The sequence below is a fragment of the Flavobacterium humidisoli genome (genome assembly GCF_023272795.1).
Lineage (GTDB): Bacteria > Bacteroidota > Bacteroidia > Flavobacteriales > Flavobacteriaceae > Flavobacterium > Flavobacterium humidisoli.
This window is the reverse complement of record NZ_CP096829.1, coordinates 4,798,092-4,816,532: the sequence shown is the minus strand read 5'-3', so window position 1 is coordinate 4,816,532 and position 18,441 is coordinate 4,798,092. Positions and strand designations below refer to the sequence as shown.

At 33.9% G+C, this 18,441-nt stretch carries 14 protein-coding genes; 8 read left to right on the top strand and 6 right to left on the bottom strand.

What is annotated here, in order from left to right; genetic code table 11:
- Positions 1-7 precede the first annotated feature (7 nt).
- The 3 genes from M0M44_RS20355 (at position 8) to M0M44_RS20345 (ending at position 5,072) form a co-directional block, all read left to right on the top strand.
- Positions 8-1,519: a RagB/SusD family nutrient uptake outer membrane protein gene (locus M0M44_RS20355; protein WP_248727361.1), complete on the top strand. Its 1,512-nt coding sequence runs from the start codon at positions 8-10 to the stop codon at positions 1,517-1,519.
- A 264-nt stretch (positions 1,520-1,783) separates the two neighbouring features.
- A complete protein-coding gene (locus M0M44_RS20350) occupies positions 1,784-3,028 on the top strand; it encodes a glycoside hydrolase family 99 protein (protein ID WP_248727360.1) in 1,245 nt (414 codons plus the stop codon).
- 25 nt (positions 3,029-3,053) lie between these two features.
- Positions 3,054-5,072: a glycoside hydrolase family 97 protein gene (locus tag M0M44_RS20345; RefSeq protein WP_248727359.1), complete on the top strand. Its 2,019-nt coding sequence runs from the start codon at positions 3,054-3,056 to the stop codon at positions 5,070-5,072.
- Between the two features lie 278 nt (positions 5,073-5,350).
- On the opposite strand, the gene M0M44_RS20340 is transcribed toward M0M44_RS20345, so the two are convergent.
- Positions 5,351-6,262, bottom strand: coding sequence for a hypothetical protein (locus M0M44_RS20340; RefSeq protein ID WP_248727358.1), 912 nt, complete (start codon positions 6,260-6,262; stop codon positions 5,351-5,353).
- A gap of 174 nt (positions 6,263-6,436) precedes the next feature.
- On the opposite strand from M0M44_RS20340, the gene M0M44_RS20335 reads away from it, so the two are divergent.
- The 3 genes from M0M44_RS20335 (at position 6,437) to M0M44_RS20325 (ending at position 9,992) form a co-directional block, all read left to right on the top strand.
- Positions 6,437-6,913 (top strand): MarR family winged helix-turn-helix transcriptional regulator, encoded by a 477-nt coding sequence (locus M0M44_RS20335; protein ID WP_248727357.1) that lies wholly within the window; start codon positions 6,437-6,439, stop codon positions 6,911-6,913.
- Between the two features lie 60 nt (positions 6,914-6,973).
- Entirely contained in the window at positions 6,974-8,395 is a 1,422-nt protein-coding gene (locus M0M44_RS20330; RefSeq protein WP_248727356.1) for an MATE family efflux transporter, read from the top strand.
- A gap of 430 nt (positions 8,396-8,825) precedes the next feature.
- Positions 8,826-9,992 carry a hypothetical protein gene (locus tag M0M44_RS20325; protein WP_248727355.1) on the top strand — a complete coding sequence of 389 codons (1,167 nt, stop codon included), beginning with the start codon at positions 8,826-8,828 and terminating at the stop codon, positions 9,990-9,992.
- A 220-nt stretch (positions 9,993-10,212) separates the two neighbouring features.
- Here M0M44_RS20325 and M0M44_RS20320 read toward each other — a convergent pair whose 3' ends face one another.
- Together M0M44_RS20320 and M0M44_RS20315 are read right to left on the bottom strand one after the other, a co-directional pair.
- The gene (locus M0M44_RS20320) at positions 10,213-10,647 is read right to left on the bottom strand and encodes a DUF6526 family protein (RefSeq protein WP_248727354.1); all 435 of its coding nucleotides are present in this window, start codon (positions 10,645-10,647) and stop codon (positions 10,213-10,215) included.
- 300 nt (positions 10,648-10,947) lie between these two features.
- A complete protein-coding gene (locus M0M44_RS20315; RefSeq protein ID WP_248727353.1) occupies positions 10,948-11,433 on the bottom strand; it encodes a DNA-deoxyinosine glycosylase in 486 nt (161 codons plus the stop codon).
- Between the two features lie 161 nt (positions 11,434-11,594).
- Here M0M44_RS20315 and M0M44_RS20310 point away from each other — a divergent pair, with 161 nt between their 5' ends.
- Entirely contained in the window at positions 11,595-12,620 is a 1,026-nt protein-coding gene (locus tag M0M44_RS20310; protein ID WP_248727352.1) for a helix-turn-helix domain-containing protein, read from the top strand.
- 223 nt (positions 12,621-12,843) lie between these two features.
- On the top strand, positions 12,844-13,797 hold the full coding sequence (locus M0M44_RS20305; RefSeq protein WP_248727351.1) for a bifunctional helix-turn-helix transcriptional regulator/GNAT family N-acetyltransferase: 954 nt from the start codon (positions 12,844-12,846) through the stop codon (positions 13,795-13,797).
- 75 nt (positions 13,798-13,872) lie between these two features.
- Here M0M44_RS20305 and M0M44_RS20300 read toward each other — a convergent pair whose 3' ends face one another.
- From M0M44_RS20300 to M0M44_RS20290, 3 genes are read right to left on the bottom strand one after another with little or no spacing between them, the layout of a single operon-like run.
- On the bottom strand, positions 13,873-15,072 hold the full coding sequence (locus tag M0M44_RS20300) for an NAD(P)/FAD-dependent oxidoreductase (RefSeq protein WP_248727350.1): 1,200 nt from the start codon (positions 15,070-15,072) through the stop codon (positions 13,873-13,875).
- On the bottom strand, positions 15,069-15,584 hold the full coding sequence (locus tag M0M44_RS20295) for a low affinity iron permease family protein (RefSeq protein ID WP_248727349.1): 516 nt from the start codon (positions 15,582-15,584) through the stop codon (positions 15,069-15,071). Before M0M44_RS20295 ends, M0M44_RS20300 begins: the two co-directional genes overlap by 4 nt.
- Positions 15,585-15,587: 3 nt before the next feature.
- Positions 15,588-18,407, bottom strand: a complete 2,820-nt coding sequence (locus tag M0M44_RS20290) for an AsmA family protein (protein ID WP_248727348.1) — start codon at positions 18,405-18,407, stop codon at positions 15,588-15,590.
- Positions 18,408-18,441: the final 34 nt, after the last annotated feature.

Here is an 18,441-nt window from a genome sequence, read left to right as displayed (position 1 = left end):
ATTAACAATGAAAATCAAAATAACAGCAGCAATACTTTTAAGCATGCTTTTTACGGTATCCTGTACTGATTTGAACGAACAGTTGTATGATCAGGTAGAAGATGGAAATTTCGGAAATACAACCAAAGAGATTGATGCGTTGGTAGGTGGAGCTTATTCTTCGTTAAGAGGATTCTCTGATGCAATCTCAAATAATTTTCCAACTTGTGAGTATGTTTTCTTTTTGAATGAAGTAGTTTCAGATGAAGCAACAATTCCAACAAGAGGTACAAACTGGTACGATGGCGGACAATATCAAGACGCGCAAAAGCATACTTGGAAATCGGATAACAGAATGATTCTTTCGGCTTGGCGTTACAATTATACTGGAATTGCTAAGATCAATGCCATTATTTATCAAATCGATAAATCATCTCTTAGTGATAAATCAAAAGAGCCAATTTATGCAGAATTAAAAGCACTTAGAGCTTATTACTACTACAATCTTTTAGATTTATTCGGAAATGTGCCAATTGTAACCGATTTCGAAGATACAGCTCTTCCAACCAATTCAACAAGAAAAGAGGTTTATGATTTTGTTGAAAAAGAATTGACAGACGCTATTCCGCATTTAAATCCAAATGTGGTGTATTCTAAAATGACTAGAAATGTTGCGTATTCTATTTTGGCTAGATTATATCTTAATTCAGAAGCGTTTATCGGTCAGCCACGTTGGCAAGATTGTATCAATATGTGCCAAAAGGTTACAGGATACAGTTTGACACCAGATTTCTTTTCGAATTTCGTGACAGAAAATCAGACTTCAACAGAAATTATTTTCGCTATTCCTTACGATTCAAAAGCTGGAACAGTTGGAAACTACATGAACTCAATGTCTTGTCATTATAATCAAAAATTAGCTATTTCTGCCATTCCAAACAATTATCCTTGGAGCGCAAACGGTATGTGCGCACAGCCTGGAGTTTATTCTGCATTTGCAGACACAGACAAGAGAAAAAAATGCATGCTAGAAGGTGATCAGATCAATCTTGCGACAGGAACTGTAATTATGATGGACAATGGAGAACCGCTTACCTATACAGAGAATCTAACAAGTTTGGAAGATGCAAAGGAGAATGAAGGGGTTCGATTGGCAAAATATGAAATGAAAGCAGGAGAACAATGGGAGCGTGATCACGATTTCGTTTTAATACGTTATTCAGAAATTTTGATGATGCAAGCAGAATGTTACGTTCGTTTAGGTTCGCCAGATTTAGCAAGACCATTTGTACAGCAAGTAGCATCTCGTGCAGGTGAAGAGTTGCCAGCAACAATTGACCTTGAATTTATAAATCAAGAATTGTTGAAAGAATTTACATTTGAAGGAAGAAGAAGAACAGACAATATTCGTTTTGGAACATTCTTCGAACCATGGTGGTCAAAAGGTACAACAGAGAAATACAGAGCAATTTTTCCAATTCCAAGTACTGTTTTAACTACTAACAAAAACCTTAAACAAAATCCTGGGTATCCAAATTAGGTTACTAGAATGTCAGTCTTCCATGTTGGTTAGTCGTGGAAGGCTGACATGTTTTTAAGAATTGCATTCAAATAGATCTACAATGCTTAAAATATATTTAACACATAGAAACATAGATTTTTATGTGTAAAAAAGGAGAAGGAAAGAAACTAGTTTCTCACACATAGCTATGTGTATGTATGTGAGTGAAACGCCTTTTACGAAGTCTCAAAAGCTATGTTTCTATGTGTTTAAATTATTAAGTATAAATAAAATATTCTCAGTATGAAAAGATATATCACATCGTTGGTTTTTGGTTTGATGAGCATTGCCATGGTTGCCGGTTGCAGCAGCGATGACAAAGGTTCAGATAAACCGGTAGAACCAGAGAAAACAGACCCTGTTGCGATTGAGAAAACCAACAGCACTAAAATTTATATGCATTACATGCCGTGGTTTGAAACCAACGAAAGTAGTGCCGATAAAAAATGGGGATATCATTGGACAATGGCCAATAAAAATCCGAACAACGTAGGAGCAAACGGAAGAAGAGAAATTGCATCGTACTATTATCCGCTGATTGGACCTTATCACTCAGGCGATAAAAATGTGATCGAAAATCATTTACTGTTGATGAAATATTCAGGAATTGATGGAATTCTTATTGATTGGTACGGCACTTATGATGTGAACGATTACGGAATGATTAAAGAGAATACTGATCAATTAATCGAAATGCTTGATAAAGTAGGTTTAGAATATGCTATTGTATACGAAGACCGATTTTTGACTAATGTTGTGAATGCTGGAAAAGCAATTTCGGTAACTAGTGCAGCAAAAACAGATTTGGCTTATGTAGAGAAGAATTATTTTTCTGATGCTAATTATATTAAGATTAATGGTAAACCGCTGTTAATGAATTTTGGACCAATTGTGCTACAGACCCCAGCTGAATGGACAAATGTCTTTAATACTTTAACAGCAAAACCAACTTTCTTGACACTTTGGGATCACTCTTCAATGGCAGGAGAAAATGCTTCTGGAGAATATGCGTGGGTATATAAAGACAATAGTTATCTAACTAATTTTTATACCAACACAAAACCAAAATTGGGTGTTGCAATGGGTAGCGCTTATCCTGGTTTTAAAGATTTTTATGCCGCAGGCGGAGGTGGAGCAGCAATTGGATGGACGATCGAACATAACAATGGAGCGACACTTGACGAAACTTTGACTTTGGCAAAAAATGCCAATATAAATTACTTGCAGCTGATTACATGGAATGATTTCGGAGAAGGAACCATGATTGAGCCAACAGTTGAATTTGGATATTCTTTTGTCGAAAAAATCAAAGCTTTTGCTGGAGTAAAAAATACAGAAAGCGTATTTCCAGATATTAGCAAATTGTATGATTTACGCGTACAGAAAAAAGGAAATGTCGAAGCCCAGAAAAAACTCGATCAAGTGTTTAATTATTTTGTTTCTATGCAGCCAGCAAAAGCAAAACAAACATTAAGCGAAATAAAATAGAGCTGTAATTAATACAATTTAAATAATGAAAAACAGAAAATATAGATACTGTCTAATAGCTTTTGCCACAATGCTCGTTATGGCTTGCAGTACTAAAAAAACGTATAAAATCAGTTCTCCTGAAAAAATCTCTGAATTAACTTTTGAATTAACGCCTTCTGGACAGCCTCAATATAGTTTTTCTTCTAACGGAAAATCGGTTATTGAACCATCTCTCATGGGATTTGAATTTCAAGGTTTAGCTAAAATGACGGATGGTTTTGAAGTCGTTTCGACCGAAGAAAAATCGGCAGATGAAACTTGGGAACAGCCTTGGGGCGAATTTAAAAAAGTTAGAGATCATCATAATGAACTGATTGTTCACTTAAAAGAAGCAAAAGGCGAGGAACGTTTGGTCGATATTATCTTTAGAGTTTTTGATGATGGAGTAGGATTTCGTTATGAGTTTCCAAAACAGCCTCATTTAGGAAAAGTAAAAATCTCTAACGAAGTAACACAATTTACTTTTAAAGATAATAACGAGGTTTGGTGGATTCCTGTTCATCGTGAAAATAGTTATTACGAAAGTGAATACCGTAAAACGTTAATGAGTAAAACAGATACTATCAATACTCCGGCAACCTTTGAAACCAAAAACAAATTGTATGTAGCGATTCACGAAGCCAATTTAACAGATTTTGCCTCAATGACGCTTCTAAAAACTACAGACAAACAATACAAAAGTGATTTGGTGCCGTGGGCAGATGGTGTAAAAGTATATGCAGAAACACCTTTTAAAACACCTTGGAGAACTATTGTGGTTGGAAAAAATCCTGGACAAGTAGCAACTTCAACCATTATGCTGAATTTAAATGAGCCTTCAAAAATTGAAGATTTATCTTGGATCACTCCTTCAAAATATGTTGGAATTTGGTGGGGCATGCATTTGGAAAAATATACTTGGGGACAAGGTCCAAAACACGGTGCAACAACCAAAAATACAAAAGAATATATTGATTTTGCTGCGAAAAATGGTTTTGACGGAGTTTTAGTAGAAGGATGGAATGAAGGTTGGGACGGCGATTGGACTGCCGATGGTTCTGCCTTTAGTTTTGTAAAAGCATATCCAGACTTTAATTTGGAAGAAATTACCAAATATGCGGCTGTAAAAAATGTTCGTTTAATAGGACATCATGAAACAGCAGGCGCAACCAAAAATTATGAGAACCAGTTGGAAGAGGCTTTCAAACTGTATCAGAAAATGGGAGTGAATTCGGTTAAAACAGGTTACGTAAATAAATATTTGGATAAAAAAGAATGGCATGACAGCCAGTACGGTGCACGTCATTACAGAAAAGTAATTGAGACTGCGGCAAAATATCATATCATGATCGATAACCACGAACCAATGAAAGGAACGGGGTTACAGCGTACGTATCCGAACTTTATGTCGCAAGAAGGCGGAAGAGGACAGGAATACAATGCATGGTCTGTAGATGGAGGAAATACGCCAGAGCATTTAACGACTTTGCCTTTTACCAGAATGCTTTCTGGACCGTTTGATTACACACCAGGGAATTTCAATTTTGATTACAAAACACCATCTGGAGCAAAAGTACAGACCACTTTGGCAAATCAATTGGCATTGTATGTGATTATTTTCAGTCCGTTGCAAATGGCTTCTGATTTACCTGAAAACTATGAAGAAAAACCAGAATTTCAATTCGTAAAAGACGTGCCTTGCACTTGGTCGGATACTAAAGTTTTAGATTCTAAAATTGGAGAATATGCAACAATTGCCCGTAAAGATTGGGACGAGAAAAATTGGTATTTAGGTTCGATTACCAATAGAGATGCGAGAGACCTAAAAGTAACGCTTTCATTTTTAGATAAAAACAAAGAATACGAAGCAGAAATCTATGCAGACGGACCTGGAGCAAATTATAAAACCAATCCGTATCCAGTTACAATCTCTAAACAAAAAGTAAACAACAAAACCGTTCTCAATATCAAATTGGCAGCTGGAGGAGGAACAGCGGTAAAATTCACTCCAATCGAAAAATAAATTAGTTAAGTTTTATTTTGAGTTAAGTTAAGTAAGTTTAAGTTTGGTAATAAACCCGATAGCTGGAGAGTTATCGGGTTTTTTTTTTTGTTTCAAGTTTCAGGTTTCAGGTTTGAGAAACGTTGAGTATAATTTTACCGCAAAGAGCGCAAAATTTTTTCGCAATGGTCTTTTTGTGAGGTTTTGTAAAAACATAAAATTCGCAAAGCTTTGTATAAAAACTTTGCGAACTTTGCGTAATCCTTTGCGCTCTTTGCGGTAAAAAAAACTCAGAAGCTTTATTTAGTAACTTTAACGTGCTTTCCAAAAGTATACACTGCTGTAATTGTTGGGCCGTTATATCCCCATTTTAAGAAACCATTTAATCGGTCTTGAACCGTATCTATTCTAAAATTCAAACCAGTGTAACCAGCAGTAAGACTAAAGTTTTGAACCACATTATATAAAACCGATAAATTGTAGCTTATTATTCGGCCATCAGTGTCATTAATTTTTACGGCAAGATAATTTACGTTGGCATATAAACCCCAGCGTTTTCCAAGAACAAATTCGCCCCAAATTCCAATATCGGGCAGTGGCGCAGTAAAATCAAAAGTATCATGATATTCTACAGTTTGTGTATTGGCATCTAATCGTAGACCTAAATCTGCGAAAAGAACATGCGCCCCAATCAATAGACCTGCTTGATATTTAGGTTTAGATAAAATAGCGTAGCCATAAGCAATTCTAGCAATCTGTACATTAAAAGTACCTTGAACTCTTCCGTCCAAAGGGTAAGTATGGTCTCCGAAATTAATATCTCTTTGCAGCGTTTTTGTTGCAGTTCTGTCTAGTACAAAATATTCAAAACCTAATCGGGATCTTTTGGATATACGCCAGTCAAATGTCCCTAAAAATGATACAGTTGATTTAGAAAATCCTAAATCACTCTCAAGATCAATTTCAGTTCCTATATTTCCGTTGTTGCCTTCAACTTTAACCTGAGTATTATTTACAGGAAAAAAACCACCGGCAGTAACTTTAAAGCGTCTATTGTGCCACGGAAGATCATCTAGAGAACTATCTTGAAAATCGTCTTTTTCAGTTTTAAAAGTTGTTAAACTTTCCTCTTTATTGCCTTCAGCAACAGTTTGAGCGTTTAACGGAATCCAAAGGAGCATCATTACCAAAAAAATAAATAATTGTTTCATCAGAGTAATTTTTAAGTTTTTATTAGGCAATATTTAACATTTAAAGTTAGTAAAAATAATCGTTCAATTTTCTTTTTTAATCGGAATTATTTTAGTGAATGAATTGTATATCAGTAAAATAAGGATTTGTTTTAAAAATAGTTGACATGTCAATCTTTTTTGTAATTTTGCATCATGGAAAAAAAACATGCCGATAAAGAAAGTTTTTCAAATTTTTGGAAAGAAGAAATATCAGATAGCTTCTTCTTTCAGATTCATCGTATCAAACGTGCAATTTTCAGACGTACAAATGCGTTAATGAACGAATCCGGAATCACATTACAGCTAGAACAGTTGCCATTGCTGATGATTTTGCATCACAAAAGTCTTTCGCAAAGAGAATTGTCCGATAAAACAATGCGTGACAAATCGTCTATTTTAAGAAGTATATCAGCACTTGAAAAAAAGAATCTTGTTGAGGTGGTAAAAGATAAAATAGACAAACGTAAAAATATTGTAAGTCTTACAGATGAAGGAATTTCGTTAGCAAAAAGCATTCGCTCGCTGATGAAAAGGGCAGAAGAAGAAGTAATGTCCGTTTTTTCTCCAAAAGAAAGAATTGAAGCGTTGAATGCAGTAAGATTTTATGCAGACAAGCTAGAAACTCTTTAATTTTTTTTGAACTTTAAAAGTTGATATGTCAACTGATTTTTGAATAATTATTTTGAAAAAATGAAAAAAAACGAATTATTAGAAGGGCCAATCCTTTCTTCATTATTAAAATTAGCAGTTCCAATTATGATTGCTAATCTTTTGCAAGCCGCATATCAGTTGGTAGATGCTTTTTGGGTTGGGCGTTTGGGCGGAGATGCCGTTGCCGCGGTCTCGATAAGCACACCTGTAATATTTTTAACCATTGCTTTAGGAACTGGACTGGCTATTGCTGGTTCTATTTTAATTGCACAATATTTTGGAGCAGGAAATCAGAAAATGGTCAATCACGTGGCGGCACAGACTTTGTCGATGGTTATTATTGTTTCTGTTTTCTTGTCTATTATAGGTTATATTTTAAGTCCGTACTTTTTGTATCTGCTAAAGGTAGAGCCTGCAGTTTATGTTGATGCGTTAGGCTTTATGCGTGTGGCATTTGTGGGACTGGTTTTTAGCTTCGGATTTATGATTTTCCAATCGATTATGCGTGGAGTTGGGCGTGTAACGCTTCCAGTTTATATTGTTTTAGGAACTGTTATCTTGAATTTTGCCCTAGATCCGCTGTTTATTTACGGATGGAAATTTATTCCAGCTTTAGGTGTTAAAGGTGCGGCTTTGGCAACTTTATTCACACAGCTTCTGGCGATTATCATCGGATTTGCAATTTTGTTTAGAGGTAAACATGGAATTCATCTTCGCATTGCCGATTTTAAGCCTGATTATAAACATATTAAAAGGGCTTTTGAAATTGGATTTCCATCTTCAATCGAGCAGTCAATGCGTGCGTTGGGAATGATGGCAATTACATTTTTGATTGTTCGTTTTGGTACCTTGACGGTTGCTTCTTATGGTGCGGGTTCCAATTTGATTCAGCTCATTTTAATTCCAGCTTTGGGTTTATCAATGGCGATTGCAACTCTTGTTGGGCAAAATATTGGAGCTGGAAATATTGATCGTGCAGCCGAAATTTCAAAACTAGGAGCGTATCTTGGTTTCGGCTTATTGACAGGTCTCGGAATTATCGCTTTTATTTTTGCACCGTATCTAATCGCATTTTTTGTTCCAAATGATCAGGCGGTTATCGAAGGCGGAACGGAGTTATTGAGAATTACTTGCCTCTCTTGGGGATTTCTCGGTCTGCAGCTTTGTTTAACAGGTGTTTTTCGTGCCGTTGGAAATACCAAACTTCCTATGATTCTGACTTTGGTTTCGCAATGGGTAATACAGTTTCCGCTGGCTTTTATTTTGTCACATAATACTTCTTTAGGTAAAATCGGAATTTGGTGGGCTTTCCCGATTGCTTCCGTTGTAACGGCTTTAATCACTGTTATTATATACGCAAAAGGCGATTGGAAGAAAGAAAGGCTTACCGGTAAAACGAATAAACTGATTGATAAAGTGGAAAGCGAAATAGTGAAGGAAGGGTTTGATATTTCGAAATAAAAGGAGCTAAAGTTCTGAGATGCTAAGATGCTAAGATACTAAGGTTATAAGGTTATAAGGTTATAAGGTTTTTTTCGTCGAAATCAAATTCAGTTATACTGCAGAGATACACTCCAGTGCATCTAACCAAAGATTGGCAGAAATTCATTGCCGATTGGGTTTATAAATGACTAAATGTTTCGGAAACTTGTTTTGTAATCGTGATTGCGTGAGGGATGGGAATAAGCTGCCGAAGCAGTATGGACAGCCCGACAGCATTATAAAAAAAGGGCGAATAAGCGTTGCTATTATTTGCCCTTTTTTTATAATGGTGGCACGCCCAGATTTTACTTTTAATTTTATAAATATATTTTTATGAAAGGCAAAATAAATTTTAAGTATATTAGAACCTTAGTATCTTAGCATCCCAAAACCTTAGAACCTTTTAAAAATGACCAAAAATCTAAAACGTTATTTCATAAAATCAGTTATTATATTAGCCTTAATTCATCTAGCGTACTTTTTATACGGTTATTTTACTTTTAAAGGGCTAAAGAATATTAACATCTACACCGAGTTTTATCGATTCAAATTTTACGATGATGTTTCGATTTCGCACTTTTTTGTAAGTGGTTTGTTTTTGCTTTTCTTTTTAATTTTTTTGATTCGAAATCATTCTAGAGAAGGCTATAAAGGAGGGAATCTGCTTAAAATTGCGGGTTGTCTGCTTTTTATTTCATTTCTGACATTTTCGTTTTTTATTAGCTATAGTTTTGGAATGAATGCTAAACTGAAATCAGAATTGTCTGAAAATGATTTTAATAATGACAAAAAACTGATCAATGTCTTAAATCCGTTTTTATACGGATATACTTCTTATAGTTCTGAAAAACTTTTTAATTATGAGAATATTTTATACCCAAAACCTTATCCGGTAATTAAGGAAGACGATACAATTGTACCTGGTGAATTTCCGATTATAGAAACCAATTATTATAGCATTGACACTATAAAAGCTTTAACGAGCACTTTTGATAAAACGAAAAGTAAAGCGGATAGTATTTTTGATATTATTGGTTTTGATAAAGAGGAATTGCACAAAAGAGTGATTTCAAAAAGAATTGTGGGAGATAGTACAGAAATTATTTTTAAGAGTGTTGCTGTGCATCCAGAACATGATAAAGATATTTGTATTTTCTTAGAAAATAAGTCTCTATTTAATCCTGTAAAAGGAGATTCTGTAGATAAGCAAAAATATAAAGCGGCTGTAGATCGCTATAAATTGCTATACAATGCTAAGAAAGATTCGTTAACGTATACTTTTCAAAGATTAGATACGCTTTTAAGAAAATACAATATAGAAACAAACCTGATTCCGAAGTTACTGACTCAAGATGTATATCACTATAGAGAAAATCAAGACGAACCGCTTAATGGAATTAGAAATAATTTTGATAGAAAAGCTTTAGGAGAAAAATTTAAAACACTAGATAAATTATTTTACGAGCCCAATTTCTTGCACCCCAATATTGCTGCAATCTATTTTGCTGTAATTGTTGCGGTTGGCGCACTGTTATTTCTGTTTTATCTTATTTTTAATAGAAAGAAAGTTCAATAACAATTTCAAAAATCAATGTCAATGGCAAAAATCAATGTCAATGGCAAAAATCAATGTCAATGTCAAAAATCAATGTCAAAAGTCAATGTCAAAAGTCAATGTCAATGGCAAAAAATCAATGTCAATGGCAAAATTCAATAATTAATTTTAAAAATTAAAAATTGATATTATTATTGAACTTTGCTATTGTAATTGCTATTGATTTTTGACAATGTTATTATTAAACCCTATGATAATCTGCTTTCCAATGCACAATTGCTTTTTTGATTGCATCACCTGTTAAGCTGTTTTTTAAAGTATCCTCAACAAGAGGAACCAATTCGTCATCTGGCGCAAAGCGTAAAGCAAAAATTTGATCGTCTGTAAGTTTGTATTCAAATTCTTCAAATCTTTTGCCTGTAAGGGTGAAATAGCGGTAGCGCATTTCTAAGCGCACAATTCTGTTTTGCAGTGTCAAAGCATAATGCTGACGCAGCATATAAGCGAGGGCAAAAAGAAATACAAAAGCTACGCTAATAAATGCCCATATTAAATGATCTTCTGTCGTAATGCCTAAATAAATACTGGCAGCCAAGAATAAAATTAAAACGGGATAATATATAAAATGCTGCGGAGTATAAAACCGTATATGATTATAATATGTCTGAATTTTCATGTTTTTGTCTTTAAATGGCAGCCTATAAAAACAAAACTACTCTATATTTCTATAGAGTAGCTTTTTCCCAAAAATAAACTAACATAACCAATGTTCTCTTTATAGACTAAACTTTTTACAGTTTGCTTTGTCAATTTTAATAAGAAGAAAGCCTTTCCATTTCGTTCATTAAATCTTCACTATGGCTTATTTTTCTTTGATGTAAAATTACATTGAGAGTGGATGCTTTTTGTTATACTTTAAACAGAAAAAGTTACATGATTTCAATATTTGCATTTTAATTATATAAAATGCAGGTCTTTATAATAGGTTTTTAATGATGTTCCATTCGTGTAATTTATCCTGAAAAGTCTTGCCAGCATTGGCCGGACTTGTGGATGGAAGTGTAAATGTTTTGTATTCTTTTGTTAAGTGAACATATTTTTTAAAAAATGCGGCTGCTTTTTGTCCGTTAAAAAGAATGCTTTCTATTTGAGGATGTGTTGCCAAGAAATCTTCAAAGTCATTTGCTATTTCATTTTTTATGGCACTGTCCAAACTTCCAACTCGATCGCAAAATTGTAAGACATCCCAAAGCGCAATATTATTTTTGATTAATAAGTTTTTTCGCATTTCGTAATCATTAGAAAACTCTTCGCCTAGAATGGGAAACATAAACTTCCAAAAGTTATTCTGATTATGACCATAATACTGATTTAGCTCTAAAGATTTTGTTCCAGGCATTGTGCCTAAAATAAGAATTTTAGAATTTGGAGAACTAATAGGGGCAAAGGAAAAACTTTTCATGCTGGAAAAAATAGATATGTTAAAATAAACATTTATAAGGAATTATAAAACAAAACCGAAAAATTATATAACATTTTTGGCTTGTCTTTAAACGAACTTTGACTTTCAGATTTCTAGAAAATAATCTGTTTGGCAAATTATAATTTTAAATCCGGCAAACCATGAAAATAGTTACTATAAATACAGAAAAAACTCAAAATATATTTGATGAACTTCAGACTAGTTTTGGCGGAAAAGTGAATTTTGATTTAGACGAATATGCACTCGAAGTAGAAAACAGTTTTGCAGAAGGTTCTATTATTGGCGCTTCCTTTAATGATAATATCTCCTACGTTCAGTTTGATATGACATTTTCTGCAGATGTGAGATTGGATTTTTTAAATGTAAAATCGTCTCCTATTTATTTTGCTTATTGTTCTAAAGGAAACCTTTCGCATAGTTTTGGATTAAATGGTGAGGAACGAAAATTAAAAACGTTTCAAACCGCAATTGTAACCTCTAAGCAAAACCAGGATAATGTTCTCTTTTTTGAAAAAGGTAAAAAGACAAAACTTACATTAATTATTGTTGGCACTCAGATTGATGCTACTAATCAAACTCATTCTTTAAATCAGCAGGTAAAAGATACTTTTTTTGAAAATAATCAAGTAACTGATTTCTTTTACATTGGTTCGTATAATTTGCAGATCGCAGAAAAAATTGAACAGCTTAATTCCATTACACAAAAAGGAATTGTGAGAAATTTGCTGAAAGAAGGAATTATGAGAATTATTTTGGCAATGGAAATTCAACAGCATTCAGATGATTTGCATGCTTTTGCAAATGAATCAAACGGATTAACGTTGAGAGAAATGGAAGAAATAAAAGAACTATCAGAGTTTATAAAAACAAGTCCAGAAGAGGCATTTTCTATTAAAGCCTTAAGTAAAAGATCTGGTTTGTCTCCAAATAAACTTCAAGAGGGTTTCAAAATGATTCATAATCGTACAGTAAACGATTACATCACACACATGCGCGTTCTTAAAGCCGAAATTCTAATTAGAACATCCGACCTAAATATTTCAGAAATTGTTTACTGTATTGGTTTTACCAGCAGAAGTTATTTCTCTAAAATATTCAAGCAAAAATTCAACTGCAGCCCAAAAGAATATAAGTTTAATTTGAATTCGTTGGCAATAACGGCTTAGTGAAGGTGCAAAGGTTCAGAGTTTAAGGTACAAAGTTTTTTGCAAAGTAATGTAGTTAGCTATTAAGCAATATATATACAAAGACTAAGATTTATAAATCTTAGTCTTTTTTTTTGAAAAAACTTTGCACCTCTGCACCTTTGAAACTTTGAACCTAAAAAATCTTTAGCAAAAAGATTTTTTTATACATTTACATAACTAGTTATATAATTAATTATTTGTTATGGATTTTTTTGATAAAGTTGGAAAAGCGGCTCTAGGTAGCCGTTTACGTTTAATGACTGCTGTTGTTACAGATGATGCTGCGAAAATATATGAATTGTATGGGGTTGAATTTGTACCGAAATGGTTTCCGGTGTTTTATACCTTGGCAGAAGAACGCGAAATTACGATTACCGAAATCGCTAATGAAATTGGACATTCTCAGCCCTCTGTAAGCAAAATTATTCAGGAAATGATTGGTGCTGGGTTGATTGAAGAAAGCGCAAAAACAGAGGATAAAAGAAAGAATAATGTCATTCTTACTGAAAAAGGAATTGCAATTTCAAAGAAAATCAAACAGCAATTGCAAGATATTGATGTTGCAATTGATGAAATAATTGCTGAAAGCAAACATAATCTTTGGGCAGCATTAGAAGAATGGGAGTTTTTACTGGAGCAAAAATCTTTAATTAAGAGAGTTAGCGAACAAAAGAAAAAGAGAGAAAGCAAAGACGTAAAAATTGTAGATTATAAAGCAGAATATCAGGAAGCTTTTAGGGCGTTGAATGTAGAATGGATTTCAACTTATTTCGAAATGGAAGAAGCCGATTATAAAGCGCTCGATAATCCTGAAGATTACATTCTGAAAAAAGGAGGAAAAATTCTCGTGGCTTTGTATGAAAACGAACCCGTGGGAGTCTGCGCTTTAATTAAAATGAATAATGCTGAATATGATTTTGAGATGGCAAAAATGGCTGTTTCTCCAAAAGCACAAGGAAAAAGCATTGGTTGGCTTTTAGGTAAAGCTATCACAGAGAAAGCAAAAGAGCTCGGAGCAAAGAAGATTTATTTAGAAAGCAACACCATTTTAAAACCTGCAATAAACCTGTATTACAAATTAGGTTTTGAAAAAGTTTTCGGTTTAGAAACACCTTATAAAAGATGTAATATTCAGATGGAGTTGGTGCTTGTTTAAGTTGCTAAGGTTCTAAGATGCTAAGACTCTAAGAAAAAACTTAGCAACTTAGTATCTTAGAACCTTAGTAACTTTCTACCTTCCAAATCGATAATAATCTAAATCTATATTTTTTTTATTATTAAGGGAATCCAAGATCGAATTCATTCCAATGACGCTAAAGGTGATTCCGTTACCTCCGAAACCCAAAATGTAATGTTCGTTTTTTCTCGGATTAGGTTTTCCGAAATAGGGAAGACCATCTTTGGTTTCTCCGAAAGTGCCTGCCCAGGAATAATCAATTTTAAAATTTAAATCAGGAAATCTTTTAAAGAATTGTTTTAAAAGATACGTTTCTTTTTTAGGAAGCAATTTATCTCGTTTCGCTGCGTCTTTAAAATCTTCATCTCCGCCGCCCATTATGATGCGATTGTCATCTGTAGTTCGAATGTAATGATAAGGAGATGCTGTATCCCAAAAAATGGTGTTTTTAAAGTTCTCAGGAAGATCTGACTGACTTTCAGAAGTGATAACATAAGTACTTTTTAAATCAACCACTTTTTCTTTTAGCGTTTCTGTGCTTTCGTAACCTGTGCAATGTATAATATGATCTGCTGTGATAGAAAATTTAGAATCAGTAGTTGCAATAATTTTGCCTTTTTGATGCTGAATAGAAGCGATATTAGTTCGGTCAAAAATCTGCATTCCTTTTTCATGGCAATGAAATAAAAGATCGGTTGCCAGTTTAAACGGATCCATAACAGCAGCGGTTTTAGATTCTACGCCCGCAATTGCATTCAATCCCATTTTTTGCAATTCTGATCTGCTTAACCAGCTGATTTCGAAACCATGCTGTTTTCTAGCTTTAAATTCATTTTTTAAAAAAGGAACATCTTTTTTTAGAGTAGTAAAATAGACGCTTTTTTTAAACTCAAAACCACAATTGCATCCCACAGTATCAATTATATTTCGAAGATCGAAAATAGCTTTTTTTCCATTTTGATAGCTGTCTATGGCACATTTAGCGCCACGAAGTTTTATGAGTTGATGCAACGGAACATCAATTTCATACTGTAATAAGGCTGTACTGCCAGAAGTGCTTCCGCCGCAGACATCCCTGCGGTCTACAAGAACAATTTTTTTTCCTTCATTTAATAATTTATAAGCTGTTAAAGCTCCTGTTATGCCGCCACCAATAATCAAAATGTCGGTGTGGATATCAGAATCTATTGAAGGATAACTTTGTTTTATGGCATTTTTTAATGGCCAATACGTTTCAGTAGAGCTCAATTTCATTTTTTGGTTATTTTTTTAGAGGTGTTTTTGGTAGTCTTTTTAGTATTATCTGGTTTACTTTTTTTTTCTTTTTTACGACTATGCACTTCTTCTGCTTCAGCAATAGAATGCGATGTTCTAATCGTTTTGTCTTTTTTTGCCAATTGGCTTAAATGATGGTAATATTTCTGAACAATCATCATCTCTTCTTCGGTCATATTTTCGATATCAACAAGACTATTACTCGATAAATCATTGGATGCCACTAGCTCGTTTAATTTTAACTGAATGGCAAGCGAATCTTTATTTTGTGCTTTTTGAATCAAGAATACCATTAAAAAAGTGATGATCGTTGTGCCAGTATTGATTACCAATTGCCAAGTTTCAGAATAATCGAAAATTGGCCCTGAAATAGCCCAGCCAATAACAAGAAAAAGAGCTCCAATAAAAGCTGGCGTGCTTCCAGCGGCTTTAGAAACTTTTGAAGCAAACTTCTCAAATGAACTGCTTTTATGTTGAGATTTTGAATTCATTACCTATTTTGTTTTGGATTTGCTAACTTTTTCTTTTCGAATCACTTTATTTTTCTTTTCATCATAAACAGCTGGATTAATTTCTTGTCCTGTTTTACTGAATATTTTAATTTTTGGTGCGTCATGTGTTCCGGTAATAACAATCGGAAAACCTATAATTCCGAAAAGCGGAAGACCTAAACGCATTCTTAAATCCAGAAGTCCGTCAAAGCTTGTAGTTCCTTTAATAGTTGGCCTAAAACTGGCTACACTAAAGGTAAATGGCTCAATGTTTATAAGATTCTTATCTATAGTCGATTTGATTTCAATTCCTTTCATGTCAGGATTATTCAAACCATTTTGTCCTGTTTTAGAACTAATTCCATCGAAAAGTTTCAGTCCCTTAATTTGAACATCACGTAAATTAAGGGTTCCTCCGCCTTGCAGAGATTCATAAATTGGCCCCATATTTCCGTTCAAATCTCCTCTTACGTTATAGTCAACAGAGATTATTCCGTGCGCTTTTTCAGCGGCAGTAACCATATCATGAAACATCGGGATTTCTTTATAAGCTCTCTGAACATCAAAGTCTTTTGCTGTAAAATGAGCATCAAAATGGGCAGAGGTCGGAGACTCGTCTTTATACAGTGCATTAATCCCTAGAATACAGTCAATGATATTAAAGGTAATATTTTCTAAGTAAAATCCTTCTTTTTTTACGCCTATTTTTCCATTCAGTTTGTTAAATATCAATTTATTGTATTCTATTTTGTCAGCATTTGCATTTAAAGTGACATTCAGGTTTTCCGGAATAATGACCACGCCGCTCATTTTCGGATGATCTTCTTTCGCATATTCAACTTCTAGGTTTCGATCTTTATTTTCGCCTTCTTCGAGCGCCATAAATTCATCAACATTAATTAGTTTTGATTTTAAGTTGAAATTGCCGCTCAAAGTCCCTTTTGATTCTAAGAAATAATTGATGGTATTGAGCAGATAACCGTTGATGTCAAAATCGGATTTTCCGTACGAAGCATTGAATTTTTCAAACCACATTTTTTCATTCTGAAAACGGAAATTCCCTTGTTTGATATAGAAAGCTTTTGGAAACAATTCTGAAGTCGCCTTTATGTTTTTCAGCAGCAATGTTCCTCTGTTATCCAATTTATCATATTGGCCAGTTGTAGCATAGCTTTGTTTTCCTTTTAAAGAAAGATCTGCTTTTGCGTAACCCGTTAAATCCAAACCTTTTTGCGAGAAAACCTGATAGATTCTGCCTACATTGAGTTCTCCTTTAATTTTGGCATTATAAGCTAAATTGCTAAAATCGGATAAAGTGGCATTGACGTAAACCGGATTTCCTTCAAAAACAAAAGAAAAAGGCGCTACTGCAACGATTAAATCCTGATAGGTTCCCGCTTTATTCAGCATATTGGCTATAAAAGTGATATTGGTAATAGGATTTGGGTAATATTTTGTTTTAAGCCATCCGTTTCTCAAAGAAATGCCGCCAATTGTTTTAGGAAATAATTTTTTAGTGGTGCTAAAAACTCCTCGAGCCTGAATATCGGTTTTCAAAATTCCTTTCAAATCCATATTTTCCAATCCTAAAGCAGCATCAACAACAGCAAGGTCTAAAGCGCCCTTCACGCTCGCATTAATCGACATTTCGCTTAAACCTTTGCTGTGCAGATAAGCATTAAAATAATCTTTTTCACCCACCTTAAATTTCAAGGTTCTCAAATTAACCAGCAATTGTTCGGTATCTAGAGACGGAAGCATGGCATTTAAATCCATTTGAAAATCGGTTAAAGGAACGGGCGCATTTTTATAATTTACCGAACCTTCATTAATTTTTAAATTGAAAGCCAAGTTTGGTTTTTGTTTTTTCTGAACGTTGTAGTCTCCTTTAAAAGTGAGTAGTAAGTCACTACGTCCTGAAATCTCTGTTCTATCCAGCCACGTTAAATATTCTGGAGGCATTACAGACAATAAATCTTTTACCGTTGTATTTTCTGAAGCCGCTTTAATATTGATTTTATAACCATCTCTTAAAATGGTAAAAAGACCAGTAAATTTTAAAGGCAGTTTATTGATGTGAAGTTCATTTTTCTGAAGAATAAAGGAAAGTGCGTGTGTATTGATTCGGGTAATTAAATCGGCACTGACTTTTTTCTTTCTTAAGTAGCCAGTTCGGTCATAATAGAAATCTAGTTCATCAATTTTGGCATCGGTTGCCAAGTCAAAAATATCTTCGCTCAAATTTCCTTTTCCAATATAATTAAAGCCTTTTGCATCTACTAGAATCTTTGCCGAACGGTCATTATATTTTACATGGCAGTTTTGTAAATCGATGCGTTCCAATCTAATTGCTGTTCCTTCTTCTGGAGCATTCGGATCTTCTTTTTTGTTTCGATCTTCAGGTGCCATATAAATATTATAATTGGCCTGACCTTTTGTGTTGACCATTACATTTATTAAAGCGTCAGAAACATAAAGTTTGTTGATTTTAACTTCGTTATCAAAAAGCAACCTTTTGATATCAATTCCAAATGCAACCTGATCGGCTCTTAATAAAGTATCATTGCTGAAAGGTTTAGAGCCGGTTAAAGACAAATCGTCTAGCGAAACAGTCAATGATGGAAAGTGTGTGAAAAAAGAAAGTTTAGATTTTGTAAATTCCAATTTAGTATCCAAACGCTCGTTTGCAATTTTCTTCACTTCCGAAGCAATTTTTCCAGGAAAAAGCAGCGGAATAATAAATAGCAAAAACAAAATTACCGCAATCGTAATTCCAGTAATTTTTAAAACTTTTAAGGCGGTATGTTTGATTGAACTGGGCATATAGTTTTAATTGTAAATTGTAAAATGTGAAATG

Bases quoted from the DNA above. Each gene is read 5' to 3' on its own strand.
- M0M44_RS20335 (WP_248727357.1), top strand. From the start codon at position 6,437: ATGGAAAAAAAACATGCCGATAAAGAAAGTTTTTCAAATTTTTGGAAA.
- M0M44_RS20310 (WP_248727352.1), top strand. From the start codon at position 11,595: ATGAAAATAGTTACTATAAATACAGAAAAAACTCAAAATATATTTGAT.
- M0M44_RS20340 (WP_248727358.1), bottom strand. From the start codon at position 6,262: ATGAAACAATTATTTATTTTTTTGGTAATGATGCTCCTTTGGATTCCG.
- M0M44_RS20300 (WP_248727350.1), bottom strand. From the start codon at position 15,072: ATGAAATTGAGCTCTACTGAAACGTATTGGCCATTAAAAAATGCCATA.
- M0M44_RS20295 (WP_248727349.1), bottom strand. From the start codon at position 15,584: ATGAATTCAAAATCTCAACATAAAAGCAGTTCATTTGAGAAGTTTGCT.
- M0M44_RS20355 (WP_248727361.1), top strand. From the start codon at position 8: ATGAAAATCAAAATAACAGCAGCAATACTTTTAAGCATGCTTTTTACG.
- M0M44_RS20330 (WP_248727356.1), top strand. From the start codon at position 6,974: ATGAAAAAAAACGAATTATTAGAAGGGCCAATCCTTTCTTCATTATTA.
- M0M44_RS20320 (WP_248727354.1), bottom strand. From the start codon at position 10,647: ATGAAAATTCAGACATATTATAATCATATACGGTTTTATACTCCGCAG.
- M0M44_RS20315 (WP_248727353.1), bottom strand. From the start codon at position 11,433: ATGAAAAGTTTTTCCTTTGCCCCTATTAGTTCTCCAAATTCTAAAATT.
- M0M44_RS20290 (WP_248727348.1), bottom strand. From the start codon at position 18,407: ATGCCCAGTTCAATCAAACATACCGCCTTAAAAGTTTTAAAAATTACT.
- M0M44_RS20350 (WP_248727360.1), top strand. From the start codon at position 1,784: ATGAAAAGATATATCACATCGTTGGTTTTTGGTTTGATGAGCATTGCC.
- M0M44_RS20325 (WP_248727355.1), top strand. From the start codon at position 8,826: ATGACCAAAAATCTAAAACGTTATTTCATAAAATCAGTTATTATATTA.
- M0M44_RS20345 (WP_248727359.1), top strand. From the start codon at position 3,054: ATGAAAAACAGAAAATATAGATACTGTCTAATAGCTTTTGCCACAATG.
- M0M44_RS20305 (WP_248727351.1), top strand. From the start codon at position 12,844: ATGGATTTTTTTGATAAAGTTGGAAAAGCGGCTCTAGGTAGCCGTTTA.